The sequence below is a fragment of the Kitasatospora sp. GP30 genome, assembly GCF_029892145.1.
Taxonomy (GTDB): domain Bacteria; phylum Actinomycetota; class Actinomycetes; order Streptomycetales; family Streptomycetaceae; genus Kitasatospora; species Kitasatospora acidiphila.
Genome location: NZ_JARZAH010000008.1, coordinates 185,905 through 212,552, shown reverse-complemented (window position 1 = coordinate 212,552; position 26,648 = coordinate 185,905). Strand labels below are relative to the sequence as shown.

32 protein-coding genes and 1 tRNA gene are annotated in these 26,648 nt (G+C 71.2%); 6 read left to right on the top strand and 27 right to left on the bottom strand.

Annotated features, from left to right (window positions below):
• Positions 1-3: 3 nt before the first annotated feature.
• From P3T35_RS15610 to P3T35_RS15540, 15 genes are all read right to left on the bottom strand, one after another.
• The gene (locus tag P3T35_RS15610) at positions 4-318 is read right to left on the bottom strand and encodes a hypothetical protein (RefSeq protein ID WP_101382666.1); all 315 of its coding nucleotides are present in this window, start codon (positions 316-318) and stop codon (positions 4-6) included.
• 2 nt (positions 319-320) lie between these two features.
• On the bottom strand, positions 321-899 hold the full coding sequence (locus P3T35_RS15605) for a hypothetical protein (RefSeq protein ID WP_101382665.1): 579 nt from the start codon (positions 897-899) through the stop codon (positions 321-323).
• A gap of 2 nt (positions 900-901) precedes the next feature.
• Positions 902-1,150 (bottom strand): hypothetical protein, encoded by a 249-nt coding sequence (locus P3T35_RS15600; protein ID WP_101382664.1) that lies wholly within the window; start codon positions 1,148-1,150, stop codon positions 902-904.
• 89 nt (positions 1,151-1,239) lie between these two features.
• A complete protein-coding gene (locus P3T35_RS15595) occupies positions 1,240-2,223 on the bottom strand; it encodes a hypothetical protein (RefSeq protein ID WP_101382663.1) in 984 nt (327 codons plus the stop codon).
• A gap of 84 nt (positions 2,224-2,307) precedes the next feature.
• Positions 2,308-2,745, bottom strand: coding sequence for a WhiB family transcriptional regulator (locus P3T35_RS15590; protein ID WP_101382662.1), 438 nt, complete (start codon positions 2,743-2,745; stop codon positions 2,308-2,310).
• Positions 2,742-3,605 carry a hypothetical protein gene (locus P3T35_RS15585; protein ID WP_101382661.1) on the bottom strand — a complete coding sequence of 288 codons (864 nt, stop codon included), beginning with the start codon at positions 3,603-3,605 and terminating at the stop codon, positions 2,742-2,744. The genes P3T35_RS15590 and P3T35_RS15585 overlap by 4 nt, the downstream gene beginning before the upstream one ends.
• The gene (locus P3T35_RS15580; RefSeq protein WP_101382660.1) at positions 3,602-4,321 is read right to left on the bottom strand and encodes an exonuclease domain-containing protein; all 720 of its coding nucleotides are present in this window, start codon (positions 4,319-4,321) and stop codon (positions 3,602-3,604) included. The genes P3T35_RS15585 and P3T35_RS15580 overlap by 4 nt, the downstream gene beginning before the upstream one ends.
• Positions 4,318-4,845 (bottom strand): hypothetical protein, encoded by a 528-nt coding sequence (locus P3T35_RS15575; RefSeq protein ID WP_101382659.1) that lies wholly within the window; start codon positions 4,843-4,845, stop codon positions 4,318-4,320. The genes P3T35_RS15580 and P3T35_RS15575 overlap by 4 nt, the downstream gene beginning before the upstream one ends.
• Complete coding sequence (locus P3T35_RS15570; RefSeq protein WP_101382658.1) at positions 4,842-5,987, bottom strand: ATP-binding protein; 1,146 nt, start codon at positions 5,985-5,987, stop codon at positions 4,842-4,844. The genes P3T35_RS15575 and P3T35_RS15570 overlap by 4 nt, the downstream gene beginning before the upstream one ends.
• Positions 5,988-6,043: 56 nt before the next feature.
• A complete protein-coding gene (locus tag P3T35_RS15565; RefSeq protein WP_101382657.1) occupies positions 6,044-6,406 on the bottom strand; it encodes a hypothetical protein in 363 nt (120 codons plus the stop codon).
• A complete protein-coding gene (locus tag P3T35_RS15560) occupies positions 6,406-6,573 on the bottom strand; it encodes a hypothetical protein (RefSeq protein ID WP_180356621.1) in 168 nt (55 codons plus the stop codon). Before P3T35_RS15560 ends, P3T35_RS15565 begins: the two co-directional genes overlap by 1 nt.
• Positions 6,570-7,136 (bottom strand): hypothetical protein, encoded by a 567-nt coding sequence (locus P3T35_RS15555; RefSeq protein WP_101382656.1) that lies wholly within the window; start codon positions 7,134-7,136, stop codon positions 6,570-6,572. Before P3T35_RS15555 ends, P3T35_RS15560 begins: the two co-directional genes overlap by 4 nt.
• The gene (locus P3T35_RS15550) at positions 7,133-7,558 is read right to left on the bottom strand and encodes an AP2/ERF family transcription factor (protein WP_101382655.1); all 426 of its coding nucleotides are present in this window, start codon (positions 7,556-7,558) and stop codon (positions 7,133-7,135) included. Before P3T35_RS15550 ends, P3T35_RS15555 begins: the two co-directional genes overlap by 4 nt.
• Complete coding sequence (locus P3T35_RS15545) at positions 7,555-7,950, bottom strand: hypothetical protein (protein WP_101382654.1); 396 nt, start codon at positions 7,948-7,950, stop codon at positions 7,555-7,557. Before P3T35_RS15545 ends, P3T35_RS15550 begins: the two co-directional genes overlap by 4 nt.
• Before the next feature lie 89 nt (positions 7,951-8,039).
• Positions 8,040-8,327: a helix-turn-helix domain-containing protein gene (locus tag P3T35_RS15540; RefSeq protein ID WP_107503364.1), complete on the bottom strand. Its 288-nt coding sequence runs from the start codon at positions 8,325-8,327 to the stop codon at positions 8,040-8,042.
• Between the two features lie 609 nt (positions 8,328-8,936).
• Here P3T35_RS15540 and P3T35_RS15535 point away from each other — a divergent pair.
• The 3 genes from P3T35_RS15535 to P3T35_RS15525 all read left to right on the top strand — a co-directional run bounded on the left by P3T35_RS15535 (position 8,937) and on the right by P3T35_RS15525 (position 11,320).
• Positions 8,937-9,293, top strand: a complete 357-nt coding sequence (locus P3T35_RS15535; protein ID WP_143676917.1) for a hypothetical protein — start codon at positions 8,937-8,939, stop codon at positions 9,291-9,293.
• Positions 9,294-9,393: 100 nt separating this feature from the next.
• Positions 9,394-9,681, top strand: a complete 288-nt coding sequence (locus P3T35_RS15530; RefSeq protein ID WP_101382651.1) for a hypothetical protein — start codon at positions 9,394-9,396, stop codon at positions 9,679-9,681.
• Between the two features lie 40 nt (positions 9,682-9,721).
• A complete protein-coding gene (locus P3T35_RS15525; RefSeq protein WP_101382650.1) occupies positions 9,722-11,320 on the top strand; it encodes a tyrosine-type recombinase/integrase in 1,599 nt (532 codons plus the stop codon).
• A 131-nt stretch (positions 11,321-11,451) separates the two neighbouring features.
• Here the strand turns inward: P3T35_RS15525 and P3T35_RS15520 are convergent, their stop codons facing one another.
• Both P3T35_RS15520 and pruA read right to left on the bottom strand, forming a co-directional pair.
• Positions 11,452-12,381: a proline dehydrogenase family protein gene (locus tag P3T35_RS15520; protein ID WP_101382649.1), complete on the bottom strand. Its 930-nt coding sequence runs from the start codon at positions 12,379-12,381 to the stop codon at positions 11,452-11,454.
• A gap of 143 nt (positions 12,382-12,524) precedes the next feature.
• On the bottom strand, positions 12,525-14,153 hold the full coding sequence (pruA, locus tag P3T35_RS15515; protein WP_101382648.1) for an L-glutamate gamma-semialdehyde dehydrogenase: 1,629 nt from the start codon (positions 14,151-14,153) through the stop codon (positions 12,525-12,527).
• 169 nt (positions 14,154-14,322) lie between these two features.
• Between pruA and P3T35_RS15510 the strand changes: the two genes are divergently transcribed.
• The gene (locus tag P3T35_RS15510) at positions 14,323-15,915 is read left to right on the top strand and encodes a helix-turn-helix domain-containing protein (protein WP_280706318.1); all 1,593 of its coding nucleotides are present in this window, start codon (positions 14,323-14,325) and stop codon (positions 15,913-15,915) included.
• A gap of 68 nt (positions 15,916-15,983) precedes the next feature.
• Here the strand turns inward: P3T35_RS15510 and P3T35_RS15505 are convergent.
• Both P3T35_RS15505 and P3T35_RS15500 read right to left on the bottom strand, forming a co-directional pair.
• Positions 15,984-16,055 (bottom strand) — tRNA-Val (locus P3T35_RS15505).
• Positions 16,056-16,105: 50 nt separating this feature from the next.
• Positions 16,106-17,251: a hypothetical protein gene (locus P3T35_RS15500; protein WP_101382646.1), complete on the bottom strand. Its 1,146-nt coding sequence runs from the start codon at positions 17,249-17,251 to the stop codon at positions 16,106-16,108.
• Between the two features lie 278 nt (positions 17,252-17,529).
• On the opposite strand from P3T35_RS15500, the gene P3T35_RS15495 reads away from it, so the two are divergent.
• On the top strand, positions 17,530-18,012 hold the full coding sequence (locus tag P3T35_RS15495) for an SRPBCC family protein (RefSeq protein WP_101382645.1): 483 nt from the start codon (positions 17,530-17,532) through the stop codon (positions 18,010-18,012).
• Here the strand turns inward: P3T35_RS15495 and P3T35_RS15490 are convergent.
• Positions 17,990-19,657 (bottom strand): hypothetical protein, encoded by a 1,668-nt coding sequence (locus tag P3T35_RS15490; protein WP_280706316.1) that lies wholly within the window; start codon positions 19,655-19,657, stop codon positions 17,990-17,992. The two genes, P3T35_RS15495 and P3T35_RS15490, sit on opposite strands and share 23 nt — an antisense overlap.
• A gap of 414 nt (positions 19,658-20,071) precedes the next feature.
• On the opposite strand from P3T35_RS15490, the gene P3T35_RS15485 reads away from it, so the two are divergent.
• Positions 20,072-21,394 (top strand): MFS transporter, encoded by a 1,323-nt coding sequence (locus P3T35_RS15485; RefSeq protein WP_180356619.1) that lies wholly within the window; start codon positions 20,072-20,074, stop codon positions 21,392-21,394.
• 1 nt (position 21,395) lies between these two features.
• Here the strand turns inward: P3T35_RS15485 and P3T35_RS15480 are convergent, their stop codons facing one another.
• From P3T35_RS15480 to sufD, 7 genes are all read right to left on the bottom strand, one after another.
• On the bottom strand, positions 21,396-22,052 hold the full coding sequence (locus P3T35_RS15480; protein ID WP_180356618.1) for a Uma2 family endonuclease: 657 nt from the start codon (positions 22,050-22,052) through the stop codon (positions 21,396-21,398).
• A 124-nt stretch (positions 22,053-22,176) separates the two neighbouring features.
• Entirely contained in the window at positions 22,177-22,545 is a 369-nt protein-coding gene (locus P3T35_RS15475) for a metal-sulfur cluster assembly factor (RefSeq protein WP_280706312.1), read from the bottom strand.
• Between the two features lie 29 nt (positions 22,546-22,574).
• Positions 22,575-23,018: a Fe-S cluster assembly sulfur transfer protein SufU gene (gene sufU / locus P3T35_RS15470; RefSeq protein ID WP_101382642.1), complete on the bottom strand. Its 444-nt coding sequence runs from the start codon at positions 23,016-23,018 to the stop codon at positions 22,575-22,577.
• Between the two features lie 17 nt (positions 23,019-23,035).
• Complete coding sequence (locus tag P3T35_RS15465; RefSeq protein WP_280706310.1) at positions 23,036-24,298, bottom strand: cysteine desulfurase; 1,263 nt, start codon at positions 24,296-24,298, stop codon at positions 23,036-23,038.
• Positions 24,295-25,059 carry a Fe-S cluster assembly ATPase SufC gene (gene sufC, locus P3T35_RS15460; RefSeq protein ID WP_101382641.1) on the bottom strand — a complete coding sequence of 255 codons (765 nt, stop codon included), beginning with the start codon at positions 25,057-25,059 and terminating at the stop codon, positions 24,295-24,297. Before sufC ends, P3T35_RS15465 begins: the two co-directional genes overlap by 4 nt.
• Before the next feature lie 5 nt (positions 25,060-25,064).
• Positions 25,065-25,382 carry a bifunctional 3-phenylpropionate/cinnamic acid dioxygenase ferredoxin subunit gene (locus tag P3T35_RS15455; RefSeq protein ID WP_101382640.1) on the bottom strand — a complete coding sequence of 106 codons (318 nt, stop codon included), beginning with the start codon at positions 25,380-25,382 and terminating at the stop codon, positions 25,065-25,067.
• Entirely contained in the window at positions 25,379-26,608 is a 1,230-nt protein-coding gene (sufD, locus tag P3T35_RS15450) for a Fe-S cluster assembly protein SufD (protein WP_101382639.1), read from the bottom strand. Before sufD ends, P3T35_RS15455 begins: the two co-directional genes overlap by 4 nt.
• Between the last annotated feature and the right edge of the window lie 40 nt (positions 26,609-26,648).

Genomic DNA, 26,648 nt, shown 5'->3' with positions numbered 1-26,648 from the left:
CGGTCAGCTCTCCGGGGTGGTGTGGGCGGCGAGGACCTGGTAGCCGAGGTCGGTGACCCGGACCGGGCGGCCTTGCAGCGGCACGTAGTCGCCGAGCTGGACTAGGGCGTCATCGGGGCCGGTGCCGCGCAGCCGGTCGAGTGCGGGGCGGCTGACGCCGCTGCCGGGCTTGGCAGGGTCGCGGTAGACGTGCACCGGAGCGCCGGCCTGCTCGGCCTCGGCGAAGCGCTGGAGGTAGCCCCGGCCCACGTCGGTCGTGCGGGGCAGCTCGGGGGCGTCGGTGTCGAGCGGGAGCGGGGTGGCGTTGATGTCGGGCATGGTCAATCCTCCTGAGTGGTGATGCGGCAGTTGGGGCACAGCCAGGTGCCCATGTGCCCGGCCTGCCAGCCGCGCCCCGTGGCCTTCGCGAACCGCTCCCCGCTGTGGCAGCGCGGGTTGGAGCAGCGCACCCACTCGTCGTCGTCCGTCTTGGGCGCCCCAGCGTTTGGGGCGGCGAGTTCGCCCCAGGTGCGGTTCAGAGCGCAGTCGGGGCAGGGCGGGGCGTCGGTGGCCGTGGTGATGGCGAGGAGCTGGCGGACGATGGCGCGGGTCTCGGTGACGCTGTAGGCGGACGGTCGGGCGGCGAGGTCGGCGCCGAGGGCGAGCCATGCGGCGGCGGCACCGCTGGTGCGCATGTGGTGGGCGGCGCACCGCAGGTGCCACCACTGGTTGCCGAGCCGGACGATGTCCGCGCCGTGCTCGGGGCGCTGCTGGCAGCCGGGGCACGGCTGGCCGTGCTCGTAGCCGGCGGAGTCCTCGAACGGGCCGGTGGACTCCGGCACGGACAGGTGGAAGATGCGGCGGGGCCGCTCGTCGGGCCAGTGGGCGGGGCGGTCGGCGGTGATATCGGCGTCGAACACGGTCAGTCCTCCTGGGCGGTGGCGGCGCGGGCGGCGAGCAGCACGGCGATGGCGGTGTCGCGGTCGCGGGTGTCCCACCAGGGGTAGCCGTCGCAGAGGTCACCGCGGTGCTGGCGAAGCAGCTCGGCAGCCTCGGTGAGGACCTGGTCCCGGTAGGTGTCGATCAGGGTGTCGGCGCGGTACATGGCGTCGATGACTCCGGTGACCAGATGGGCACGCAGCTCGTCGCGGGCGGTGGTGGTGTCGGACACGGAATCGCTCCAGGGGGTGCGTGGCGGGCTGTGGGCGGGTCGTGCGCGCGTTCGGATGCGGGACCGGTCTCCGGGCGGCTGGCGGCTCGTCAGCCGGTGTCGCGGGCGTTGTCTGCGGCGATCTGTGCTTCGAGCTGGGCGCGTTGCTCGCTCCAGCTGGGCGGTGTCCAGGTCTCGTCGCGCGGTTGGGTGCGTTGCTGGGGCTGTTCGTGGGGCCAGGCGGGTCCGGGCTGGCCGCCGGGCAGGCCGAGGAGGAGGGGCGGCTGTTGGGTGTCGGCAGGGCGCTCCCGCTCGGCCCAGTCGATCCACCGGTCCGCAGCGGCTGCGGGGGTGGTGAGCCGGCCGGAGTTGCGCTGCCGGCGGATGAACTTCCGCGTCAGCTCCTGGAGCTGGGCTCCGGTGAGCACCGGGCGGCCTGCCGCGGTCCGGGCTGCCTGTGCGGCCGCGATGGTCTCGCTGTCTGGCTGCCAGCTCTCCGGGACCAGAGAGAGAGCCTCGTGGCCGACCGCCCGGGGTGGTTCACCTTCTTCTCTCTCTGTACCACTAGTAGGGAGGGGAGGGGAGGGGAACGCGCGCGCGCGAGTCCCATCGGAGTCCCCCCGGGACGCAGCTGGCTGACCTGTGGCTTCGTCAAAAACAGGCCTGTGAATCGAGCTCGATTCGTCTCCGTTTCGGCCGCGATCCGCGTTCGATTCAGGGTCGATTCGCGCCCGGTTTTCCGCCCCGGCGCGCTGGCTGCGCTTCTTCGCAGCAGCCTTCGCACGGCGGTCCAGGACCTGCTTCTTGGAGAAGTTCGCCCCAGCGAGGTAGTCGTGCATCACGTAGTCGCCGTGCGGCGGCTGGGGGCATCGGCCGCAGTTGTGGCCGTTCTCGTGCCACAGCCCGACGATGATCAGCTTCCTGATCTGCGGCGGGGTGCCGTACATGCTGGCGATGGCCCCGGGCACGATGCCGTCGGTCAGGTGCGCCGAGCAGTACGCGCCGCAGCGCACCCAGAGGCCGATGGCGGCGTTGCCAGCCTTCAGCATCTTGGGGTGGGCGTACGCACTGTCGTCCACCGCGAACCACGTCATCGGGAGGTGCTCCTACATTGGGGGTTGGGCGCCCGTGGCGGGGGGTGTCGGCCGGCCCCGCCACGGGCCGTACAGGGTGGTGCGCTACGTGGAGGCCTTCGTGCTGCCGGTTGTGCGGAGGAGCCGGTCGGCCGCGGCGTTGGCGAAGCGGCAGGGATCGCAAGCAGCCTCGCCGCGGCGGCGGTGCCGCTGGTAGCCGGGCCGCGTACCGTGCTCCACAGGCCGTCGGGGCGTCCTCTTGGCCGTCTCGACCACGGTGTCTGCAGCGGAGGGCTCAACCTGAGTCGGTCCGAGCTCGGCGATGGCGTCGGTACGCTCGGTGTCGTCCTCGCCGCCCCATATACCGACCGCGTGCAGGCGCCGCCCCTCGTCGCGGCAGGCGACCTGGATCGGGCAGAGCTGGCACATGGCTTTGGCGTCGCGGACACGTTCCTTCGTGTCCCGCGCGCCGTCGGGCGCGAAGAACAGGTCAGGCGCGATCCGGCAGGGCAGCGGGCCGTCGGAACGGAGGCTCTCGGTCATGCCGCCAGCTCCGGCATGGGGACGCCGCACCGGCTGTGGGCGTGCTGCACGGCGTCCCAGGTCACCCCGAGCCGGGCCGCGATCACCTCGCGGGGCAGGCCCTGCCGTGCCAGCTCCGCCGTGTCCTCCACCAGCGCCTGCCGGCGCGACCCCATCGGCGCGACGGCGTAGCCGCCACGGCCCCGAGCGCGGCCCGGTTCGGCCGCCGGGTCATCGATGTCCCGGCCAGCCCACGCACGCGGGGGCGCCCAGCCAGCATGCTCGGCGGCCCGCGCGGTGCGCTCCACCACCACCAGGCCCAGGCCCGCGTTCAGCGGGTCCTGGTCGTGCAGGAACTCGTACAGTTCGGCGATGTCCTGCGCGGTCCGTGCCATGACGAACTTCTGGCGCGCCTGCGCAATGATCCCGACGGTCTGCCGCGGCACACCCAGCTGCTCCGTCAGGACCTGCGCCGACCAGCCGTTCGCCCGCAGAGCCCGCAAACGGCGCATGCTGCCCAGCGCCGGAGTCATGGACTGAGGAGATGCTGGAGCGTTGGTGAACTCGACAGCGAGCAGCTTGCGTTCGGTTTCGGGCCTGATTCGGTCCGATCGGCGCTGGGCGCCGACGCCCCGGAGCCTCTGCAGGTCGGTCACGTAGACGCCGGCCGCGGCGGCGATCTGCTGCCAGGTCATGCCCCGACCGTGCAGGCTCTCGATGTGGGCGAGCGCCGGAGCAGCGTCCACGAAGGGCTGCCAGGTGCCGTACGCGACCTGACGGTGCCTCCTGGCCTGCCACGCGGCGGAGGCGACCGCGCACGGGAGGCACCTGCACTTGTGGTGCTTGGCGCCGCTGAGGGTGCCGTGCTTGATCTCGCTCACCGGGCACCGCCGGTGCGCGGGCGCGGGATCATCGGCCAGTGCTCGCTCACCAGAGCGGCCGGGTTCTTCTGGCGCAGGTACGCCTGCCGGTCGATGGCCTGCGCGGCCGCCCACTCGACCTGCATCCAGTGCAGGTGCTCCAGCGTCCAGGACTGGATGGTGCCGTAGCGCTTCGTGATGGCCTCGACCACGCGGGCGGCGGCGAGGGCGTCACCGTCGGCCGTGTGCGCCCGGGTCAGCTCCACGCCGTAAGTCTTGGCGAGGGCCTCCAGGTTGCGCGGGCCCTTCCGCCAGCGATCGGCCTGACGGTCGATCACCAGCGGGTCGATGACGTGCAGGTCGGTGTCGGCGAGCTGGTGGGCGAGCGACGGCAAGCCATGCCGCCCCAACTCCCGGTCGAGCAGCGTCAGGTCGTAGGGGGCGTTCATCACGACCAGCGGGCGTCCGGCGCGGGCGTGGCCGACGATCGCGGCGGCGATCTCCGCGATCACCACCGCGGCCGGCCGGGCCCCGCGGACCTGCGCGTCGGTGATGTGGTGGATCTTGGTGGCTGCGCGCGGGATCGGGATTCCGGGGTTGCACATCCACGCCCGGGTGACGGCCCGCTGACCGCCGCCCACCTCGACCAGCGCCGAGGTGATGATCCGGTCCTGTTCCACGTCCACGCCGGTGGTCTCGCAGTCGAACGCCGCCATGCGGCCGAGGTGCCAGCTCACTCGGCGCCCCCAGCGGTGAGCTCCGGCAGCACGAGGCCGGTCAACTGGCCGGAGGCCCACGCCTCGGCGATCGCGTCCTTGCCGTCCTTCTCGAACGTCACCCGGTGGTACGCCGCACGCGGCTGCATCTCCACCCCGGGCACCGTGTGCACCTCGCCGGTCTCCTGGTCGCACCACTGCGCAACACCAGCAGCGCTCATCTCGTCCAGCAGCACCTTGACGAACGCGGCCCGGACCTCGGTGACAAACCGCCGCTCGATCTGCTCCGGGCGGTTGTCCCGCACCCAGGCGAGGAACACGTCCTCGTCAGTGACGGTCGCGGCCGGCTTCGGCGTGACCAGCGTGACCTTGGCGACCGCGCGCCCGTCGGGGAGCTCGGCGCCGACCTGGCGCGTCCCCGTCTCCTCCTTGGCCCGCTTCAACTCGACCTGGAGGTCGGCCTTCGCCGCCTTGAGCTCCAGGCCGATGCGCTCCGCCAGGTTGGAGAGCACGGCGGCCCTGGTGGCTGCTTCCTTGAGGCTCACGCGGCAGCCCCCTGGAGGAGCTCAGTCATCTCGCGCAGCTGCTCAATGCTGGCCTCAGCCGGGGCCACGCCGTACGAGCTCGCGAAGCTGGCGTCCAGCGTCGGTGCGATGCCGGCCTGGAGGGCTGCGGCCCGTAGCTCGTCCAGCGCGGCCGCGTGCTCGTCCACCTTCTGCTCGCCCGCGAGCGGCGCCGTGCGCAGCGGCTGCACGGAGCCGACCGGCCCGGCCTGCGGCGGCCGGGCACCCGAGGCGCGCAGGGCCCGTCCCCGCTCGGTGATGTAGTCCCCAAACGTCGTCGGGGCCTCGGTGACCGGGTGCAGAATGGCCGCGCCGAGCAGCCGGTGACGCTGCGCCTTCGAGTGAAGCGCGAGCGCCCCCTCCACAGTGAGTTTGTCCGCCACCGCTTCGGCCAGGAGCGCGGCCACGTCCGGCACTTCGGTGCCGTCCTGGAGCCACCCCAGCACCGTGGCAGCCATGTCCGCACCGGGCCGGTTGATGACCGCACCGGACAGCTCAGGGCACCGGCTCTTGGTGATGACCAGGGTGTTCTCCTGGTCCAGGTCACCGACGATGTCGAACTCGTACTCCAGGCCCTCGCGTTGCTCGGCCTTCGTGCCGACCTTACGGACCTGCTTCTTGCCGCGCGAGTCCTCCTCGATGACCCACTCGGACTTTGTGCGCATCGTGACGATGACGTGCCCGGGGTAGGCCAGCAGCGCCTCGATCATGGCCCGCTCGAACGGGCGGGCCTCCTTCCAGCCGCCGAAGTTGCCGCCGCCACCGCCGCGCTTGCCGATCGCGTCGACCAGCTCCAGCATGCCGCCGGTGCCCATCCAGAAGTGCGACAGCGAGTCCACGATGACGGCGCTGTAACCGGCCTGTCCGGCCGCTGCGAGTGCGCCGACCAGGTCGCGCGGGTCGTACTTGCTCATCTGGAGCGTGTCGAAGGTGAAGCCGCTGCCGGACGTGCCGGCCGCGTACTTGGACGCCGAGCCCCGCTCAGTGTCGATCAGTGCCACCCTGGTGGCCATCGAGGTGGCCAGGGTGAGGGCGGTGAAGGTCTTGCCGGATCCGGACGGCCCTTCCAGGGCAATGCGGGCCCGGGCCTGCTCTCGGGTAGCGGGAGCAAAGGTGAAGCTCATCAGGTGTCTCCTGGTGGGCCGGGCGCGGTGGGCGCCCGGCCGAAGTTCGGGTGTCGTCAGGCCTTGCGGGGCTGGCCGGTGCCGGTCGAGATCGCGTACTGGTCGGCGTCGTCGTACAGCGCGTCGTGCAGCTGCCGCGCCAGACCGGCGTTCGCGATGCGCAGGCCGTCGCGCGCGGCCGTCATCTTGGCCAGCTCGCCACGCGCCCGGGCCTCACGCTGCTCGGCCTCGTCAGCGCGCAGGCCAGCGGCAGCCGCGCGAGCGTCCGCCACGTCGGCCCGCTGCCGGGCCGCGCGCAACTGGTCGGCCAGTTCGGCCTCATGGGCCAGGGCCTGGCGCAGGTCGTCCGCGACGGTGCGGAGGTTGCCGGGCCACGGCGCGGTGGCGGGGCGGCGGCGCAGGCGGGACAGCAGCTTCATCACAGGGCCTTCCTCTGCTGCGGGATGTACGGGATGGCGCGGGCCCGGTGGCGGGCGGCGCGGGCGCGGCGGGCGTGCAGTCGGCCAGCCAGCCGCCACCCGGCGATCACGCCGCCGGTCGGCAGCCACATCGCGGCCAGCGTCAGCCCGGACTGGAGGCCGTTCACGACTCACCGTCCGGGTCGTACTCGGCCAACACCCGCACCGGCACCACGCGGTGGGTGGTCTCGACCTCGTCACCCTCGTGCTCGGCGTAAAGGCGCAGCGCCGAGTCGTCGTCGAGTTCCTCGTCGTACCAGTGGAGCGTGGGGGCCGGGCCGATCAGCGCGCGGTACGAGTCCTCGGCGTGTGCCCGGGCCTCCTCAACGGCGAGGTAGGTGCCGAGCGGGATTTCGCCGTGCTCGGCGCGGTAGGCCGTCACCTCGCTGCCCTCGGCAAGGGCGGTCATGTTGTCGATGGTCTTGGCCAGCAGCGCGCGGGCGTTGGTCAGCTCGGCCACCAGCCAGCCGACCTCGGCGACCAGCAGTCGCACGACCTCCGGAGCCCCCGCGATGAAGGCGGCGTCCCCCGGTGCGCGCACACCGAACGCGACCGGTCCACCGTCGGCGATCGCCACCTGCGGGTCGGCCCCCGACTGCAGCCGCACCACCCAATGCCCCGGCGTCACGCGGGCCAACAGCCGCTCGATGCTCTCCAACTGCGCCGCGCTCAGCGGCTCCCGGGCGCTCATCGGGCACCGCCCCGGTACTGCTGCTCGCGCAGGTACTCGTACGCCTCGCGTGCGTGCTCCGGCAGGCGGAACGTCTGCGACTTCCGCAGGCCGTCCTCGCACCACCGAACCCGCCACCGGCGGTCGTGCAGCCGCTCGCGGCGCACCGCGCTGATCACCGCGTCGGACGCCGGCACCTGCGGGCGCAGCCGCCTCAGCCTCGCGAGCGCCGTGTCCAGCTCGTCGTCCGTGAGCTCCAGTTCGTCGTCCAGCTCGTCGATCTCGTCCAGCAGCTCCGTGAACACCGGCGCTGCCAGGCGCAGCCACCGCGCGGCCTGCCGGCGGGTCGACGGCTGCCAAGCCGCGGACTGCGGCACCAGCACGGCCAGGTCCATGGTGCGGAGCGCGGCCAGCCGCTCCTCGCTGATTGGCTCCCGGCTCACGCCGCCACCGCCGTCAGCGCGCGGCGGGCCTTCTCGCCGGCCAGCAGCCGCATCGTGTGCACCACGTGGGTGTCGGACGACGCGTCCGACCACGCCTCCACGTGGCGCTCGCAGTCCTCGATGTTCGCCGACCAGGCCGGCTCGCTGTCGACCAGCACGACCTCGGCCAGCAGCCGGAGGGCCTGCCAGGCCAGGTTCGACGGGGTGCGCGGGTCGCGGGTCACCGCGCAGTTCAGAGCGCCGACCGCCGACATCGGCCGCAGGTAGTGCGGGCTGCGCGACGCCCGGTTGAACGGGTCGACCACGTAGTCCCCGTGGTGGAGCCCGTGAAGGGCGATGATCTGGGCCGCTCGTGCCAGCACGGCACGCGCGTCGGTAGGCTGTGTGATCACGGCCTGCCTCCTTGTTCTGTCGTGGGTGAGGTGGGCTCGGGTCGCCCCCGGATTCGCTGCCGGGGCGGCCCACCCACATGGGTGGAAGATCAGGCGGCGCGCGGCGCGCGGGCGGCACGGACGTGCGGCTCGGGGCGGCGCAGCAGCGGGTTGAGTGCCGGGTTCGAGCGCGAGTCCGCGGCCTCACAGCCGTCCACGTAGTCAGTGATCGCGCTCTCGCGGTAGACGACCCGGCCGGTGTACTTAAAGCTGGCCGGCCCCTTACGCTTCGCGCGCCATTTCCGGAGCGTCGTGGGCTTCACGCCCAGACGCTCAGCGGCCTGCTCCAGCCAGAGACACCCAGGTGGCGGCGGGCTTGAGGCGGTGGATGCGGGCATTGGTTTACTCCACTTGATTCGAGTCCTCTTGAGACACTTCGTCGAGATCCATAGACGGCACGACCAAGAAGAGCGTCGCAAGCGAGCATCCAAGCGCGCCTGCGATGCGCTCCGCAGTCTGGGTACTGGTGCTGCGCTGGCGTCCGGCGAGCAGGTGCCCCACCGTGGCCGACTTGCAGCCTGCAGCCTTAGCAAGACTGCGAACCGTATATGGAGCACTGTCGCCGGGGTGGTCCATCACCCATCGAAGGGTGTCCGGGGCATGGAGTCGCAGGAGTTTGGGCAAGTGCGTCTCCGGTTGGGCCGTTCCGTCTCTCGATGTCGCCATCATGGCACATCTTGAGACGTCTCGTCTACAGATCTCGACGGCCGAAACGTGTCGCTCTCAGCTGCACGCTGACAGAAGGTCTCGCTGTATAGCCCAATCGTCTCTAGAATGCGACCGTGTAGCGTCTCTATCCTGCGACGACCCGGTTCAAGCGTTCGACCGGCAGATATACGAGCGAGGTAGCAGTGACAGGAAGTGACTCGGGTGCCGGCGGCTCGAACCGGCGATTCGGGCGACTCTCCGCGATGGTCCAGGCTGCCAACGACGACGGACTCTCGTACATGGACATGGCCAAGCGGTCCATTGGCCCCAGTGGAGAGAAGGGCATGTCCAAGCCATGGTTCCAGCGTCTCGCCACGGGCGGCGTCCTGACCGCCCCGAAGCCGGAAGAGCTCCAGGCTGTCGCCCGCGCGCTCCGCGCGCCTGTCCGAGTCGTGCAGGAGGCGGCAGCTTCGCAGTGGCTGGAATGGGAGTCAGTTGAGCTCAGTGGCTACGACGACGACATGCGGCACATCATCGTGCTAGCAGCAGGCATGGAGCCGCGCGAGCGCCGCCGGCTGCGGGTCATGCTCGAAGCAGTCGAACAGGAAGAGCGCGAAAGCAAAGCCAGTTCAACTGATAGACCGTCAGATCGTTGAGTTTTCACCCAGCGGTTGATCAGGGGCATATGCCACAACTAGTGTCAATTCTCCGCACAAAGTGCGCGAACTGTGCACGCGATGCCGTGGGGAGTGGCACGTGATCATCCATGAGTACGAACTGGCCGACGACCTGCCAGTCGGTCAGGCTATCGACATCGTCGAGGATCGGGGACGGATCGTCTACAAGATCGCAAGTCACCTCGCGCCGGAGCAGATCATCTCTGCCCTGAACGAAGGTGCGGCCGCGGTCTTGGCAGGCGGCCACTGGTTCCAGGAGTGGAAAGGCGACATCGTCGCCGCCGACCCCTCACAGCGCCAGCCGGAGCCGGGCAGCGTGCCTGCCCCTCGGCTTGGCGACGGCGACGAAGCCACCCTGACCGACTGAGGCGGGATCTACTTGGGCTGCGTATGGGAGGGGACGGGCCATGCCCGGATACATTGAAGACCGGTGGTGGAGCAAGCGCCCCGATCCGAAGACAGGCAAGAAGTACAAGCTCACTCGCTTCGGTCAGGGCATGCGGTACCGCGTCTGCGGCATCCCGGGTGTCAAGGACGAGTCGTTCCATAAGCTTCAGGACGCCAAGAACTGGCTGGCAGCGGCTCAGACCGACTCTCGCCGTGGCGTCTTCATCGACCCCGAGCTCGGCCAGATCCTGCTCGCCGAATACTTCGAGACCGTGTACTGGCCAGGCGTCACGGTAGCGGTGGGAACCGCTCAGACCATGGAGCAGAAAATCCGCGCCCACGTGATCCCTCACCTCGGGCACCTGGCCATCGCCACCATTGACGAGGAGCACCTGCGGATCTGGGTCGCCACCCTGCGTAAGAAGTTGGAGGCCTCAACGACCCGGGTGATCTACGACTACCTGTCCGCCATCCTGGGCAGCGCCGTTCCGAAGCGCATCACTCGCAACCCGTGCAGCACCCGCGGCATCAAGCCGAAAGCACCGCAGGTCAAGGCCCGAGCCTTCACCAGGGACCAGAGCATAGGCGTGCGGGCCGGCCTGCGCCCCCGCGATCGAATCGCCTTCGACCTGGGCACGGGGGCTGGCCTCCGGCAGGGCGAGGTGTTCGGCGTCTCCCACGAGGACATCGACGGGTCCGAGGATCTGCACGTCCACCGGCAGCTTCAGATCGACAAGCGCGGCCGCCCGTACTTCAAGCTGCCGAAGGGCGACAAAGAGCGGAGCGTGCCGCTCTCCCCCGGCCTCAGGCTGTCCCTCGACGGATACCGGGACCAGTTCAAGCCGGTGACGGTGACGTTGCCGTGGCGGGGCCCTGGGGGGCCGGAGAGTGGCCAGTTGACCGCATCGCTCATCATCACCACGCGATTCGGCAACCCGGTTAACCAGTCATCGTGGAATCTCGACGCCTGGAAGCCTGCCCTGGCCTCTGCAGGACTGATCAGTCCTTGGGACAACACGCGAGGCGCTTCACACCACCGCGCGGGCTGGGAAGCAGCGCGCGAGCTTGGATTCCACATCACACGGCACACCTATGCCTCGGTGCAGCTCCAGTCCGGCGAGTCCCCCACGGCGCTATCCCGATGGCTCGGCCATGACGACCCGGGCTTCACTTTGAGGCGTTACACCCATTTCATGCCGGACGATGGCCAGCGCGGCCGCGCCGCGATGGACGAGTGGCTCGGGCTCGGGCCGGCCGCGGGGCTCCTCTCGTTCGAGGTGGTGGAGCCAGTCGGGCAGCAGGAGCGTGTGCCGGTCGGCGACCTGGCCCTGCTGTACCTGGTGGCGGTGCCCACGTCGGGCGGCTGGACAGTGTCGCTACTGCGCGGCCCCGGCGAGAGGCCGCTGGGACGGATCCAGACTGGTTCGGGCAAGCCCGAGCAGGTGATCGCCACGGCAGATGCGTGGCTTCGGCATGATCCCAGCCTGCTTGGCGGGCAGATCATCGAGGTGAAGAATGTGACTGTGCAGCAGTCGTCTCAGCCTGTGTCAGCGACTGTGGGCCGCGTGGTCCTCGCCGCGGATGTTGCCGCGGACTTCCTCGCCACGCTTGCCGCGTGATTCGAAATGGATCTCTACGTAGTCCCTACGAAGGCCGTTTCGGTTCACAGGGTCGAGGTGTGGTCCAGTCCATTCGGACGGACCTGGGGTCGGGTCGAACCCGACCCAACCCCAGGTCAAGTGGCTGATCGTCAACCCTTGGTGGCCATCGCCCGCAGGAAGAACGTCAGGTTGGCCGGGCGCTCCGCCAGGCGGCGCATGAAGTAGCCGTACCACTCCTGGCCGTACGGCAGGTAGACGCGCATGGTGTTGCCGGCCTGGGCGAGGCGCAGCTGCTCCTCCGGGCGGATGCCGTAGAGCATCTGGTACTCGAAGCTGTCCCGGGTGCGGCCGTTCCACTCGGCCAGCTGGCCGGCGATCTTGATCATGTTGGGGTCGTGCGAGGCCACCATCGGGTAACCCTCGCCGCCCATCAGGACCTTGAGCGCGCGGACATAGGCGAGGTCGACCTCGTGCTTGCCCTGGAAGGCCACCGACTCGGGCTCCTTGTAGGCGCCCTTGCAGATCCGGACCCGGGAGCCCGCGCCGGAGAAGTCCTTGCAGTCGGCCTCGGTGCGGCGCAGGTAGGCCTGCAGCACGACGCCCAGCCACGGGAAGTCGGCGCGCAGCTCGCGGGCGATCGACAGCGTGGAGTCGGTGGTGGTGTGGTCCTCCATGTCCAGGGTGACCGTGGTGCCCGCGTCGGCGGCGGCCTGGCAGATCCGCCGGGCGTTCTCCAGCGCGATCTTCTCGCCGTCCACCGGCAGGAACTGGCCCACCGCGGAGAGCTTGACGGAGACCTCGGCGTTGGCCGCGAGGCCGGTCTCCTTGAGGGCGGCCAGCAGGTGCTCGTAGGCCTTGGCGGTACCGGCGGCCTGCTCGGCGTCCTTGGTGTCCTCGCCGAGGTGGTCGAGGGTCACCTTGCGGCCGGTGGCGACCAGCTCGTCAGTGGCGGTGATGCCCTGGTCGAGCAGCTCGCCGGCGACGAAGCGCTCGACTATCGCGTGGGTCGGGGGGAACTTCTCGACCATGGTGCGCACCTGCGGGGAGCGGGACGCGGCGAGCAGTGCGGAACGGAGCATCGGTACTCCTGTGGGGGATGGGCAGGTTGCGAGGAGGTGGGGGCGGCGGTGAGGGTAGCCGCCGCCCCCACAGGGGTCGTCGCGCGCCGCCGCGCCCTCGACGGGGCGGCGGCGGGCGACGGGAGGGCACTGGGCGAGGGGTGTCAGCCCATGTGCGGGTAGCGGTAGTCCGTCGGCGGGACGAACGTCTCCTTGATGGACCGGGTCGAGGTCCAGCGGGCCAGGTTCTGCTTGGCGCCGGCCTTGTCGTTGGTGCCCGAGGCCCGGCCGCCGCCGAACGGCTGCTGGCCGACGACCGCACCGGTCGGCTTGTCGTTGATGTAGAAGTTGCCGGCCGCGTACCGCAGCTTCTCGGCCGCGTCCTGGGCCGCCGCACGGTCCTGGGAGATGATCGCGCCGGTCAGGCCGTAGGCGGAGACGGACTCCATCTGGGCCAGCATCTGCTCGTACTCGTCGTCCTGGTAGACGTGGACGGCGAGGATCGGGCCGAAGTACTCGTCCCGGAAGTACTCCGAGGCCGGGTCCTGGCAGACCAGCACGGTCGGGCGGACGAAGTAGCCCACCGAGTCGTCGTAGCTGCCGCCGGCCAGCACCTCGACCGTCGGGTCGGCCTTGGCGCGGTCGATGGCGGCCTTGTTCTTGGCGAAGGCGCGCTCGTCGATCACGGCGCTCATGAAGTTCGACAGGTCGCTGACGTCGCCCATGGTCAGGCCCTCGACCTCGTCGCGGAACTCGTCCTTGAGCGAGGCCCAGATCGAGGCCGGGACGTAGGCGCGGGAGAGCGCCGAGCACTTCTGGCCCTGGAACTCGAAGGCGCCGCGGGTCATCGCGGTCTTCAGCACCTTCGGGTCGGCGGACGGGTGGGCGACCAGGAAGTCCTTGCCGCCGGTCTCGCCGACGATCCGCGGGTAGGAGCGGTAGTTCTGGATGTTGTTGCCGACCTCGCGCCACAGGTGCTGGAAGGTCGCGGTGGAGCCGGTGAAGTGGATGCCGGCCAGCGCCGGGTGCTTCAGGGCCACCTCGGAGACGGCCAGGCCGTCACCGGTCACCATGTTGATGACGCCCTTGGGCAGGCCGGCCGCCTCCAGCAGCTGCATCAGCAGGTGCGCGGCGAACTGCTGGGTGGGGGACGGCTTCCAGAGCACCACGTTGCCCATCAGCGCCGGCGCGGTGGGCAGGTTGCCCGCGATGGCGGTGAAGTTGAACGGGGTGATCGCGTAGACGAAGCCCTCCAGCGGGCGGTGGTCGCTGCGGTTCCACACGCCGTCCGAGGAGATCGGCTGCTCGGCGATGATCTGCCGGGCGAAGTGCACGTTGAAGCGCAGGAAGTCGACCAGCTCGCAGGGGGTGTCGATCTCGGCCTGCTGCGCGGTCTTGGACTGGCCGAGCATGGTGGCGGCGGCCAGCGTCTCGCGCCACGGGCCGGCCAGCAGGTCGGCGGCCTTGAGGAAGATCGCGGCGCGGGAGTCGAAGGAGAGCGCCTGCCACGCGGGGGCCGCGGCGAGGGCGGTGTCGATGGCGTCCTTGGCGTCGGCCTGGGTGGCGTTGCGCATGGTGCCGAGGCGGGCCGCGTGGTTGTGCGGCTGGACGACGTGGATCTCCTCGCCGCCACCCATCCGGCGCTCGCCGTTGATGGTCATGGTCAGCTGGACGGGCTCCTGGCCCCCCAGCTCCTTCAGCTTGGCCTCCAGCCGGGCCCGCTCGGGGCTGCCGGGGGCGTAGCTGTGGACCGGCTCGTTCACCGGCGCGGGGACCTGGGTCACAGCATCCATGAGCGCGCGCTCTCCTTCGAGTCGTGGGGGCCCTCGGGTAGGGCAGCGGAGCCGCCGTCGTTCACACGGCCGCCATGAAGGAACGTTAAAGCGCCGGAGGCGCCCCTATGGTTGGCCGGGCGGCTAAAGTCATCCATACGGCATTGTTCAACCGGATGAAGGTGAGCCGATGACTACTCCGGCCCCCGGCATCCCACTGCGTCATCTACTGATGTCGCTTGGCGAACCTCTGGTCGAACTCCAGGCCGCCCCGGCCGGGTTGGACGTGCCGGTGCGCGAGGTGGCGATCCTCGACCCCGAGGACCCGGCCACCGCCGCCACCGGCGAACTGGTGCTGGCGATCGGCGCCCGCGGCCGCGCCGCACTGCCCGCGCTGCGCGCCGCCGGACGGGCCCGAGCGGCCGCCGTCGCCGTCAAGTTGGACGCCCCCGGGCAGGCCGACGCGCTGCGCGAAGCCGCCACCGAGGCCGGTGTGGCACTGCTGTCGGTACGCCGGGAGACCCGCTGGGAGCACCTGGACGCGCTGGCCCGCGCCATCATCAGCGGGCCGGACGCGCCGGAGACCGCCGAGCACAACGCCGGCGACCTGTTCTCGCTCGCCCAGACCACGGCCGTGCTCACCGGCGGCATCGTCTCCATCGAGGACACCTCCAGCCGGGTCCTCGCCTACTCCCGCTCCGCCGCCTTGGACGAGGTCGACGACCTGCGGCGGCTCTCCATCCTCGGCTGGCAGGGCCCCGAGCCCTACCTGTCCAAGCTGCGCGAGTGGGGCGTCTTCCAGCACCTGCGCAGCTCGGACAGCGTGATCCCGGTCGAGCCGCACCCCGAGCTCGGGCTGCGGCGCCGACTCGCCATCGGCATCCGAGCCGGCGCGCAACCGCTCGGCACCATCTGGGTGCAGGAGGGCTCCCGGCCGCTCGCCCCGCAGGCCGAACAGGCGCTGGTCGGCGCCGCCCGGGTGGCCGCCGCGCAGCTGGTGCGCCGGCGGCGCGAGCTCTCGGCCGACGTGCGGCTCACCCAGACCCTGCTGACCGGCCTGCTCGAAGGCAGCACCGGGCCGCAGTCGCTCGCCACCCACCTCGGGCTGCACCCGCAGCGCCCGGCCGCCGTGCTCGGCTATGCGGCGGTCGGCGGCGACACCGCCCGGGCCGATGTGACCGGCCTGATCTCGGTCCACACCGCGGCCCGGCACCGCAGCGCGCTGCTCGCGCCGATCGACTCGCGGATCTACGTACTGCTGCCCGACCTGCCGGCCGCGCTGCCGGTGGCCACCGTGCGCGGCTGGGCCCAGGAGGTGGTCGACGCGGCCCGCGACCACCTGGGCGTGCAGCTGCGCGCGGCGATCGGCAGCACCGTGCCCGGGCTGGCCCGGGTGCCCGAATCCCGCGCGCAGGCCGACCGGATCCTGGACGCGATGGGGCGCGGCGGGGTGATGCCGGAGGTCGCCGCGCTGAGCGACGTACAGGCCGAGGTGCTGGTCAGCGAGACGCTGGCGCTGCTCCAGGAGCGGCCCGAGCTGCGCGACCCGCGGCTGGCTGCGCTCACCGACTACGACGCCCGGCACGGCACCCGGCTCGCCGAATCGGTGCTGGCCTGGCTGGACGCGCTGGGCGAGGTGCGGGTCGCGGCACAGGTGCTGCACATCCACCCGAACACCCTGCGGTACCGGGTCCGGCGGGCCGAGCAGCTGACCGGGATCGACCTGGCGCAGCCGCAGCAGCGGCTGCTGGCGATGCTGCAACTGCGGTTGCCGAGCGCCTAGTTGCCGACGTGGTGGCACAAAGAGCAAGGGCCCTGGTGGTCAACCAGGGCCCTTGCTGCGCAATCCGGTGGGCGATACTGGGATCGAACCAGTGACCCCTTCGGTGTGAACGAAGTGCTCTCCCGCTGAGCTAATCGCCCGGGTGCAGGGAAAACCTTATCCCATCCGCGGCACTGGCCCGGACGCCCCCTCACCGCCGCCGCTGCCGCCGCCAGATGTCCCAGGCGGCCAGCCAGCACGCCTCCGCCTCCGGGTCGCCGCCGCGCTCCCGCACCCGCACCCAGGCCTGGTGCGCGGGCAGGCTGGGCACCTGGCTGGCGAAGACCGTGTAGCGGATCGCCTCCTCCACCGCCGCCCGGCCCTCCTGCGAACCGACCAGCCAGTCCGCCTGGTCGGCCAGTCGGCAGAGCTGGCCCACCATCAGCTCCAGTGCGGTCCGCGCCTCGGTGCGGCTCTCCGAGGCGTAGTGCATCTGCTGGCGCACCGCCGCCGACCAGTGCTCCACCGGCTCGCCGACCCGCAGCCGCCGAGGCAGCCGGGCCCGGCCGTCGGAGAGCCGGTGGGCCCGCTCGGCCAGCGCCCGCTCCACGCTGGACTCCACCAGCAGCCGGTGCGCGTCCAGGCCGGTCAGCGCCGCGTGCCCGCGCCGGGCCTGGGCGATCCGGGCCTGCCGACCGGTCTCCAGCTGGCGCAGCAGCTCGGTGCGGCCGGTCAGGTAGCGGTCGCAGTCCGGCCCGCTCAGCCGGTCCAGTTCCACATCGCCCGGCGCCACCCCGCGCCCGCAGAGCAGCACCACCGAGCCCGCCACGGTCAGCCGCCCGGCCCACACGGTGCGGGAGTGGCCGCCCGCCCCGGGGCCGCTGCCGCGCTCCTCGTGGATCTGCACCGGCACCGGCTCGCCGTCCACGTTGATCCACTCCCGCAGGGTGCGGATCCGGGAGGGGCAGTCGCCCTCGTCCAGCCCGAGGTACTCGTAGATCCGGTCGCGCTCCCGCTCGATCAGCTCCTCCGGCTCCGGCATCGCGGTGTAGCGCTCGATGCCCGGCTGGTAGGTGCGCACCGTGACGTACGGGCCGTCCAGCGAGCTCCAGTCGCCCGACCGCACCTCGAACCAGGAGACCTCGTCGCCGAGCATCTCGTAGTCGCTCAGCGCGTCACTGTCCGCGACCGCCGTCCGGCCGGCCACCGGCGGCACGCCCCGGGCGCCCCGGCCGGACCGGTCCACCCCGTAGACCTGGAAGTCCAGTTCCTCGAAGACCGCCCGCACCGCCCGCTCCTGACCCCGCAGGTGCTCCTCGCCCGACTCCACCGCCCAGCTCTCACCGCTGATCGCCACTTTCGCCGCTCCCCCGGTCTCGCCGTTCCTCGATCCGCGGCCGGGCCCCGCCAGGCGCGGACCGCGTCCGCCCACGATACGTGCGCTCGACCTGGCGGGCCATCAGCTTCCCTCGTACGGCTGGCAGATCCCGCGACCCCTCCCGTCCCGCCCCGGGCCGGCCCTATGGTGGCGGTGCCCACGCCCACTCGGGGCCGGTGCTCGCCGTGAACCCCTCCCGGGCCCACTGCGTACCCCCGGGTGGCCGCCGTGGGCCAGGGAGTTCTCCGGGAGTCGCCATGGATCTGAACCGGTACCGGCTGGTCAGCGTCTGGCTGCTGCCCGCCCCGCCGCGCGAGGTCTACCGGGCGCTGCGGGACGTGCCGCTGTACCCGCAGTGGTGGCCGCAGGTGCGCGAGGTGCGGCGGCTGGACGACCACACCGGGCGGCTGCGGATCCGCTCGGTGCTGCCCTACCAGCTGCTCGTCACGGTGCGGGAGCGCCGCCAGGACGAGGCCGGCGGGGTGCTGGAAGCCTCACTGGACGGGGACTTGGTCGGCTGGTCGCGGTGGACGGTCGGCGCGGACGGGCCGTCGGGCGGCCGCGCCGTCTTCGAGCAGGACGTCCGGCCCGGCAAGCCGCTGATGCGGCGGCTTGCGCTGCCCGGCCGGCCGCTCTTCCTGGTCAACCACGCGGCGATGATGCGCGCCGGGGAGCGCGGGCTGCGACGCCGGCTGCTCGGCTCCCCGGATGGCTCCGTCAGTTACGGGACCGGGCCTTGAAGGCCGCCTTGCGGGCCTCCTTCGCCACCCGCTTGTCCGGGTGCAGCTCGCCGATCGTCTCCAACACCTGTGCGGTGTACGGGTGTTCAACCCGCCACAGCTCGCCGAAGAAACCCGCCGGGTCATCGGCGACCGGCATCCGGGCGATCAGCTCGCGCTCCAGTTCGGCGTCCCCTGCGAGGTCCAGCAGCTGCCCGGCGTAGGTGTCCACGGTGGTCCACAGCACCATCGGGCGGTCCGGCTCCGGCACGTTGGCGGCGCCCTGGGAGAGCAGCAGGGCCCGGGCGGCGCCGCCCAGCTCCCGGTCGTCCAGCACCTCGCGCACCGCCGGCTCGACCGCCTCGCCCAGCTCGCCGATCGCCAGCTGGGCCAGCATCCGGCGCAGCGGGGCCACCGGGTCGTTGCCCCGGGCCGCCTCCAGCAGCTCGCGGGCGGCGCCGACCGGCTCGCGGCCGGCCACCCAGACCTGGATCTCCTGCTCCGGCAGCACATTGACGGCCTCGGCGATGCCCTGCAGCAGGGCGGCGGCGTCGCCGGTGGCGTACTCGCCGATCAGCGGGGCGTCATAGCCCTTGTCCAGCAGCCACTGGCGGATGCCGTACTGGCCGAGCGGGGTCAGCTTGACCAGGCCGAACCGGGCCGCCTCGGCGTCGTCCGCCTCGGGGCTCACGGCGGCCCGGGCCTCGGCCGCCGCGGCCTCCCCCTCGATCTCCTCCTCGGCCTCCTCGAAGAGCTCCGGGTCGATCGGCTGGTACTCCAGCAGGCCGATCTCCTCCAGGTCGGAGAGCATCGGGTCGAGGGCGACCATCACATCGGTGATGTCGCCGAGCATCTCCTCGTCCGGCTCCTCGCCGTCCGGCACCACCAGCAGGGCGGCCAGCACGCCCAGCGGGACGGTCTCCTGGCCGGGCTGAGCGAACGCGGTGGCCTCGTAGAGCACCTGGAGGGCCTCGTCCAGCAGCTCGGCTGCCTCCGCCTGGACCTCCTCGTACTGGCTCAGCAACTCCTCGGCCCGGTCCTCGTCGGCCTGCTCGCCGGCGTCCGGCTCGGCGTCCAGCGGCTCGATCTCGGCAGCCAGCTCGCTGATCACCTCGGCGGCGGACAGCCACAGCTCCAGCACCGCCTCCACGTCGCCGGCCTCCACCGGGGCCAGCTCCTGGCTCGGGCCGGCCACCCGGTTGCCCTCGGCGTCGTGCGCGGGCACCACCAGCTCCAGGTCGCTCGCCAGCGACCAGATCCGCAGGGCTTCCAGCACGCTGTCCTCGGGGATTCCCCCAGCCTTCGGCCGGGAGGTGCCCCCATCCTCGGCGGGGGCCAGGCCGAGGTGGCGGGCGGCGGCCACCTGGTCGGCCGGCAGCAGATCGCCGAGCTCGTCCACCGGGCGGGTCGGGGCCGCCCATCTGGCCAGCCGGATCGCCCGGGCCAGCAGCGGCACGGCGGCGGCCTGAGCGGCCAGCTCGTCCTCCGGCAGCAGGCGCACCGGCGGGACCAGCACCGGCTGGTCGTCGGCGTCCTCGTCGTCGGAGCCGTGGGCGCCGTAGAGGTCGGCCAGCTCGAAGTCGGCGGGCAGCAGGCTCTCCGCCGGCTGCGTTCCAGGCCCGGTCGCCGACGGGTGGTCCGGGTTCTTGCGGCGTCGTCCGGGCATCAGGAGCGGTCTCCTCAGGTGGGGTCTGCACTGCGATTCATGTGGGGGACTGCACTGCGATCAGCGTATCGGCCGACCCGGCGCCCGTGCCCCACCTACGGGGGCGCGTGCCGCGGCCGTACGCCTTTGTCGCACCACCACGCTGTTCACGCACCACCACGCCGTTCGCGCCCCTGGCGCACCACGACGCTGCCTGCGCCTTCGGCACACCACCACGCCGCCTACGCCTCTGGCTCACCAGCACGCTGACCGCACCTCCCGCCACCAGCCCGTATCCTTATGCGCTACTGCACATCACACCCCCGCACCACCTCGGCACCCCGCCCCTGGCCACCACAGCAGGCCACGGACGGACCGCCCCGGCACACCCCGCCGGCCCGGGGTGGCGCCCGGCCACATCAGGAGACCCCTGCCATGGCGGACCTCTCCCCCGCCGGCCCCGGCCTGCCCACAGGGCGGCTGACCGGTACCCGGCTCTCGGAGGCCCTGCTTCCCCTGGAGCTCGCCCCGCGCGGCCAGCTCCAGCTCTCCGCGGTCAGCCGCTGGAACGCGGCACGCGGCATACGCGTCGGCCTGGTCGCCGGCGCCCTACTGCTCCTGCTGATCGGGGCCAACCTGGCCACCCCGGTCTACCCGCTGCTCCAGCAGCGCATGGGGCTGACGGCGCTCGACACCACGCTGCTCTTCACGATCTACGTCTTCGCGCTGATCCCGGTGCTCGCCGCGGTCGGCCACTGGTCCGACCTGCTCGGCCGCCGCGCCCTGATCCTGCCGGCCATCCTGCTGGCCGCCGGCGGCGACGCGCTCTTCGCCACCGCGCACGGCTTCGGCCAGCTCGCCGCCGGACGGGCCGTCCAGGGCATCGCGGTGGCGCTCTCCACCGGCGCGGCCGGCGCGGCGCTCAGCGACCTGCTGCCCGACCACCAGACGCTGGCCGCCAAGCTCACCCTGGCCTGCTCGGCGGGCGGCGTCGCGCTCGGCCCGATCGTCGGCGCCGCCCTGGTCACCAGCCGCGACCCGCTGCTCACGCCGTTCCTGGTGCACGCGGTGGCGCTGGTCGCGCTCTGCGTCCCGCTCGCCGTACTGCACCCCCGGCTCCCCGGCGCCCGCCGCCACCCCGCCGAACCGCCCCGGATCACCACCGCGCTGCACCTCAAGCCGCGCAAGCTGGTGCTGCCCGCGCAGGGGCGCCGGATGTTCCTGCTGGCGGCCGCCGCGGGCTTCGTGTCCTACGCGGTGTTCGGGGTCTTCCTCAGCCTGGCGCCCGCCTTCTCGGCCCAGCTGCTGCACACCCACGCCCCGATGGCCGGCGCCGTCGTGGCCGCCCTGCTGCTGGGCTCCTCGGCCGGCGCCCAGCTGGTGATCCCGCCGACCAGCAGCCCCCGGCTGATCGCCCTCTTCATGACCGGCCTGGCGGCGGGCCTCACCCTGGTCGTCCTCGCCGCCTACGCCCACCTGCCGGCCCTGCTCTTCGTCGGCAGCGTCCTCGGCGGCGCCTGCCAGGGCATCGCCTTCCGCTCGCTCTTCACCACGGCCATCGCCGCCATGGACCCCGCCAAGCGCGCCAGCGAGATGAGCGCCCTCTGGGTCATCGTCTACCTGGGCAGCTCCGCCCCCATCGTCGCCGTCGGCGCCCTGGCCCGCAGCTACGGCCTGCTGCCCGCGGTCAGCGGCTTCGCCGCCATCGCGGCAGCCGCCTGCCTGGCGCTGGCGGGTGCGGTGGTGCGGCGGCGGTAGGTCACGCCGGCCAGGGGACCCACAGCAAGGTGTCCAGCTCGACTCCGAAGGGCTCCGGGAGAGTGATGGGATCACCGAACTTCCAGCTCTCCAGCGCCCGGTAACGCCCCTCCGCGCGGTCCGGCTCACCGAACAGGGTGACGCCGGGCTGCCGGGGGTCGCGGTCGATCAGGAGGTAGTACGGGACGCCGCAGCGGGCGTATCCGCTCCACTTGGTGGCACGGCTACGCCCGAAGAGCGGTTCGCGGTCATTGCGGGCGTTGGATTCCGAAGTGACCTCGACTGCCATCTGCACCTGCTCCGGGTACACATAGAGCACGTTGTCCACCCGGTTCCGCAGATCGATATCCCGGGGCACCACCACCATGTCGGGGATGTATCCATCGCCGATATCGACCAGATCGAGGTTGATGGTCTGGACAGCCCGCCACTGGAAGCCCGGATCGGTTCGCTTGGCGTACTCGAAGGCACCCGTGAGATCAGTAAGGATCCCGGCATGCGGATATCCAGCCGCATGCGACACTACGAACTCCCCACCGATCACCTCGACCCGCGTGCCGTCGTCCGGCAACCGCAAGTACTCGTCCAGCTCGCCGCGGACCCACATCGCATAGGGCGAGTCCGGCAAGGCCCACTGGCCGTGAGCAAGAACAGACATGATGTTGCTCCCTCCAACGGTCGCGAGCCCATCGTGGCCGCCTGCAGCCAGATATACCACTGCCGTACGACTCATTCCCTCGAGGGGACGAGCCGCACGGCAGCGGCATTGACAGCGATCTACCTCAGACGTTGAAGCCCAGCGCCCGCAGCTGCTCGCGGCCGTCGTCGGTGATCTTGTCCGGGCCCCACGGGGGCATCCAGACCCAGTTGATCCGGAGGTCCTTGACCAGGCCGTCGGTGGCGCTCTTGGCCTGGTCCTCGATGACGTCGGTGAGGGGGCAGGCGGCGGAGGTGAGGGTCATGTCGACGGTGGCGGTGTCGTCCTCGTCGATGTGGATGCCGTAGATCAGGCCGAGGTTGACCACGTCGATGCCGAGCTCGGGGTCGACCACGTCCATCAGGGCCTCGGTGAGGTCCTCGACGGAGACGGTGCCGGCGGTGGTGCCGACGATGGCGACCGGGCCCTCCTGGGTCTCAGGGGTGTCACTCATGGGGTGGGGTTCCTTCTGGTCGGGTGGGGTCAGGCGGGGTGGGCGGCCAGCGCCTTGGCGGTGGCGTCCTTCCAGGCCATCCAGCTGAGCAGGGCGCACTTGACGCGGGCCGGGAACTTGGAGACGCCGGCGAACGCGATGGCGTCCTCCAGCAGCTCCTCGTCGCCCTCGAGCTGGCCCTTGCTCTGCATCAGCTCCAGGAAGGCCTCCTGGATCTGCTGGGCCTCGCCGACCGGCTTGCCGACCACCAGGTCGTTGAGCACCGAGGCGCTGGCCTGGCTGATCGAGCAGCCCTGCGACTCGTAGGAGACGTCCGCGACCACGGCACCGTCCAGCCGCACCCGCAGGGTGATCTCGTCACCGCAGGTCGGGTTGACGTGGTGGACCTCGGCGTCACCGTCCCGCAGCCCCTTGCCGTGGGGGTTGCGGTAGTGGTCCAGGATGATCTCCTGGTACATCGAGTCGAGCTTCATGTCACCAGTCCCTGTCCTCAGCCGAAGAAGTTGCGGACGTGGTGGAGCCCGTCGATCAGGGCGTCCACCTCGCCCGGCGTCGAGTACAGATAGAAAGACGCCCTGGTGGTCGCAGGAATTCCGTACCGCAGGCAGACCGGCCGCGCGCAGTGGTGCCCGACCCGGACCGCGATGCCCTGCTCGTCCAGCACCTGGCCCACGTCGTGCGGGTGGATGTCGCCCAGCACGAAGGAGATCGCGGCGCCGCGGTCCACGGCCGTGTTCGGGCCGATGATCCGCAGGTCCGGCACCTCCTGGAGCCGGTTGACCGCGTACTCGGTGATCGCGTGCTCATGAGCGGCGATCTTGGCCATGCCGACGTTGGAGAGGTAGTCGATCGCGGCACCCAGGCCGACGGCCTGCGCGATCGGCGGGGTGCCGGCCTCGAACTTGTGCGGGGCCGGGGCGTAGGTGGACGAGCCCATGGTGACGGTCTCGATCATCTCGCCGCCGCCCAGGAACGGCGGCAGGTCCTCCAGCAGCTCCTGGCGGCCCCAGAGCACGCCGATGCCGGTGGGGGCCAGCATCTTGTGGCCGGTGAAGGCGACGAAGTCGGCCTCCAGCGCCTGCACGTCCAGCACCATGTGCGGGGCGGCCTGGGAGGCGTCGATCACCACCAGGGCGCCGACGTCCTGGGCCCGGCGGACGATCGTCTCGACCGGGTTGACGGTGCCGAGCAGGTTGGAGACCAGGGTGAAGGAGACCACCTTGGTCTTCTCGGTGATCAGCTCGTCGATGTTCGACAGGTCGAGCCGGCCCTCGTCGGTCAGCCCGAACCACTTCAGCTTCGCGCCGGTGCGCTGCGAGAGCAGCTGCCACGGCACGATGTTGGAGTGGTGCTCCATCTCGGTGATGACGATCTCCGAGTCGGCGTCCACCCGGTACGGCTCGTCGGCCCAACCGAGCATGTTGGCAACCAGGTTGAGCGACTCCGAGGCGTTCTTGGTGAAGATCACCTCGTCCCGGCTGGGGGCGTTGACGAACGCCGCCACCTTGTCCCGGGCCCCCTCGTAGAGCGCGGTGGCCTCCTCGGCGAGCACATGAACACCGCGGTGCACATTGGCGTTGTGCTGCTCGTAGTAGGCCGACAGCGCGTCCAGGACCTGCCGGGGCTTCTGCGAGGTCGCCGCGTTGTCCAGGTAGACCAGGGGCTTGTCGTCGTGGATCAGCCGCTGCAGGACCGGGAAGTCCTTGCGGATCGCGTCGGTGTCCAGAAGCCCCGGCAGAGTCAGGTTCGTCACGCTGAAGCGCCACCCTTCACGTAAGCCTCGTAGCCCTCGTTCTCCAGCTTGTCGGCCAGCTCCGGGCCGCCGGACTCGACGATCCGGCCGCCGGCGAAGACGTGCACGAAGTCGGGCTGGATGTACCGCAGGATGCGGGTGTAGTGGGTGACCAGCAGGGTGCCGACCTCACCGGTGGCGCGGACCCGGTTGATGCCCTCGGAGACGATCCGCAGCGCGTCGACGTCCAGACCGGAGTCGGTCTCGTCGAGGATCGCGATCTTCGGCTGCAGCAGCTCCAGCTGCAGGATCTCGTGGCGCTTCTTCTCACCGCCGGAGAAGCCCTCGTTGACGTTGCGCTCGGCGAAGGCGGGGTCCATCTGGAGCGCCGCCATGGTCTCCTTGACCTCCTTCACCCAGGTGCGCAGCTTGGGGGCCTCGCCGCGGACCGCGGTGGCCGCGGTGCGCAGGAAGTTGGAGACCGATACGCCCGGCACCTCGACCGGGTACTGCATCGCCAGGAAGACGCCGGCGCGGGCCCGCTCGTCCACCGACATGGCCAGCACGTCCTCGCCGTCCAGCAGCACCTGGCCGCTGGTGACGGTGTACTTGGGGTGGCCGGCCAGCGAGTAGGCCAGGGTGGACTTGCCGGAGCCGTTGGGGCCCATGATGGCGTGGGTCTCGCCCTGCTTCACGGTCAGGTCGACGCCACGCAGGATCTCACGCGGGCCACTCTCGGCCTCGACGGAGACGTGCAGGTCGCGGATTTCAAGGGTTGCCATGGTGCTCAGGACTCCTGGGTGACGGAGACGAGCACGTCGTCCCCTTCGATCTTTACGGGGTAAACGGGAACCGGCTTGGTGGCGGGCAGTCCGGAGGGCTTGCCGGTGCGCAGGTCGAAGCTGGAGCCGTGCAGCCAGCACTCGATCCGGCAGTCCTCGACCTCGCCCTCGGAGAGCGACACATTGGCGTGCGAGCAGATGTCGTTGATCGCGAACACCTCGCCGTCGGTGTGCACGACGGAGACCGGCACCCCGTCGACCTCGACCCGCTTGGGGGTGTCCTCGGCCAGCTCGCTCAGCGAGCAAACCCGCATGAAGCTCACGCGACACCCGCCAGCTCGGACTCGATCTTCTCCATCAGCTGGTCGTGGATCTCGGCCACGCCGATCTGCTGGACCAGCTCGGCGAAGAAGCCGCGCACCACCAGGCGGCGGGCCTCCTCCTCGGGGATGCCGCGGGCCTGCAGGTAGAACAGCTGCTCGTCGTCGAACCGGCCGGTCGCCGAGGCGTGCCCGGCACCGACGATCTCGCCGGTCTCGATCTCCAGGTTGGGGATGGAGTCGACCCGGGCACCGTCGGTGAGCACCAGGTTGCGGTTGTGCTCGTAGGTGTCGGTGCCCTCGGCGGCGGCGCGGATCAGCACGTCGCCGACCCAGACCGCGTGCGCGTCCTGGCCCTGCAGCGCGCCCTTGTAGACCACGTTGGACCGGCAGTGCGGGGTGTCGTGGTCGATCTGCAGCCGGTGCTCCAGGTGCTGGCCGGCGTCGGCGAAGTAGAGGCCGTAGAGCTCGGCCTCGCCGCCGGTGGCGGCGTAGGTGACCCGCGGGTGGATCCGGACCAGGTCGCCGCCGAAGGTGACCACCACGGACTTCAGCGAGGCGTCCCGGCCGATCAGCGCGGTCTGCTGGGCGGCGTGCACCGCGTCGCGCTCCCAGTCCTGCACGGAGACGAAGGTGAGCTTCGCCCCGTCACCGACCAGCAGCTCGACGTTGGCCGCCCGGGTGCCGGTGCCGGTGTGGTTCAGCACCACGACGGCCTCGGCGAACGGCTTGACGTCGATCACCACGTGGGCGAAGCGGACGCCGCCCTCGCCGTGCACGTCGATCTTCACCGGCTCGGTGAGCACCGCGTCCTGGGGGACGGTCACCACCAGCGCCTCTTCGAAGGCGCTGTAGGCCTGGGCGGCGACCCGGTCAACGGGCTTGCCGGCCTTGCCGATCCGGGCGTCGTCGCGGCCGACGGTCTCGGCGGTGACGCCGTCCGGCAGGCCCAACTCGACCTTGTCGTTGCCCTTTTCGGCACCAACGGCAGTGCCGTCGTGCAGACCCGCCAGGCGGTGCAGCGGGGTGAACCGCCAGTCCTCCTCGCGGCCGGTGGGCACCGGGAAGTCGGTCACGTCATAGGACGGCTTGACCGCGACGCGGGCGTCGATCGGCTGCCGCACCTCGGCGCGGCCGGTGCCGGGACCGGCCAGCTGCGCACCGGCGCCGGCGGTCCCGACCTCGATCGACCCGGCGGTGGTGGAGCCGGAAGTGTTCTGCTCAGCCATAGCTGTTCGTGGTGCTCACTTTCTCAATTCGAGGCAGTCT

Excerpts from the sequence above, each read along its gene's own strand:
- P3T35_RS15610 (WP_101382666.1), bottom strand. The coding sequence starts at position 318 with ATGCCCGACATCAACGCCACCCCGCTCCCGCTCGACACCGACGCCCCC.
- P3T35_RS15540 (WP_107503364.1), bottom strand. The coding sequence starts at position 8,327 with ATGCCCGCATCCACCGCCTCAAGCCCGCCGCCACCTGGGTGTCTCTGG.
- sufD (WP_101382639.1), bottom strand. The coding sequence starts at position 26,608 with ATGGCTGAGCAGAACACTTCCGGCTCCACCACCGCCGGGTCGATCGAG.
- pruA (WP_101382648.1), bottom strand. The coding sequence starts at position 14,153 with ATGGATGCTGTGACCCAGGTCCCCGCGCCGGTGAACGAGCCGGTCCAC.
- P3T35_RS15555 (WP_101382656.1), bottom strand. The coding sequence starts at position 7,136 with ATGAGCGCCCGGGAGCCGCTGAGCGCGGCGCAGTTGGAGAGCATCGAG.
- P3T35_RS15485 (WP_180356619.1), top strand. The coding sequence starts at position 20,072 with ATGGCGGACCTCTCCCCCGCCGGCCCCGGCCTGCCCACAGGGCGGCTG.
- P3T35_RS15480 (WP_180356618.1), bottom strand. The coding sequence starts at position 22,052 with ATGTCTGTTCTTGCTCACGGCCAGTGGGCCTTGCCGGACTCGCCCTAT.
- P3T35_RS15525 (WP_101382650.1), top strand. The coding sequence starts at position 9,722 with ATGCCCGGATACATTGAAGACCGGTGGTGGAGCAAGCGCCCCGATCCG.
- P3T35_RS15565 (WP_101382657.1), bottom strand. The coding sequence starts at position 6,406 with ATGAAGCTGCTGTCCCGCCTGCGCCGCCGCCCCGCCACCGCGCCGTGG.
- P3T35_RS15490 (WP_280706316.1), bottom strand. The coding sequence starts at position 19,657 with ATGCCCGGACGACGCCGCAAGAACCCGGACCACCCGTCGGCGACCGGG.
- P3T35_RS15510 (WP_280706318.1), top strand. The coding sequence starts at position 14,323 with ATGACTACTCCGGCCCCCGGCATCCCACTGCGTCATCTACTGATGTCG.
- sufU (WP_101382642.1), bottom strand. The coding sequence starts at position 23,018 with ATGAAGCTCGACTCGATGTACCAGGAGATCATCCTGGACCACTACCGC.
- P3T35_RS15590 (WP_101382662.1), bottom strand. The coding sequence starts at position 2,745 with ATGACCGAGAGCCTCCGTTCCGACGGCCCGCTGCCCTGCCGGATCGCG.
- P3T35_RS15475 (WP_280706312.1), bottom strand. The coding sequence starts at position 22,545 with ATGAGTGACACCCCTGAGACCCAGGAGGGCCCGGTCGCCATCGTCGGC.
- P3T35_RS15595 (WP_101382663.1), bottom strand. The coding sequence starts at position 2,223 with ATGACGTGGTTCGCGGTGGACGACAGTGCGTACGCCCACCCCAAGATG.
- sufC (WP_101382641.1), bottom strand. The coding sequence starts at position 25,059 with ATGGCAACCCTTGAAATCCGCGACCTGCACGTCTCCGTCGAGGCCGAG.
- P3T35_RS15535 (WP_143676917.1), top strand. The coding sequence starts at position 8,937 with ATGGACATGGCCAAGCGGTCCATTGGCCCCAGTGGAGAGAAGGGCATG.
- P3T35_RS15570 (WP_101382658.1), bottom strand. The coding sequence starts at position 5,987 with ATGAGCTTCACCTTTGCTCCCGCTACCCGAGAGCAGGCCCGGGCCCGC.
- P3T35_RS15495 (WP_101382645.1), top strand. The coding sequence starts at position 17,530 with ATGGATCTGAACCGGTACCGGCTGGTCAGCGTCTGGCTGCTGCCCGCC.
- P3T35_RS15520 (WP_101382649.1), bottom strand. The coding sequence starts at position 12,381 with ATGCTCCGTTCCGCACTGCTCGCCGCGTCCCGCTCCCCGCAGGTGCGC.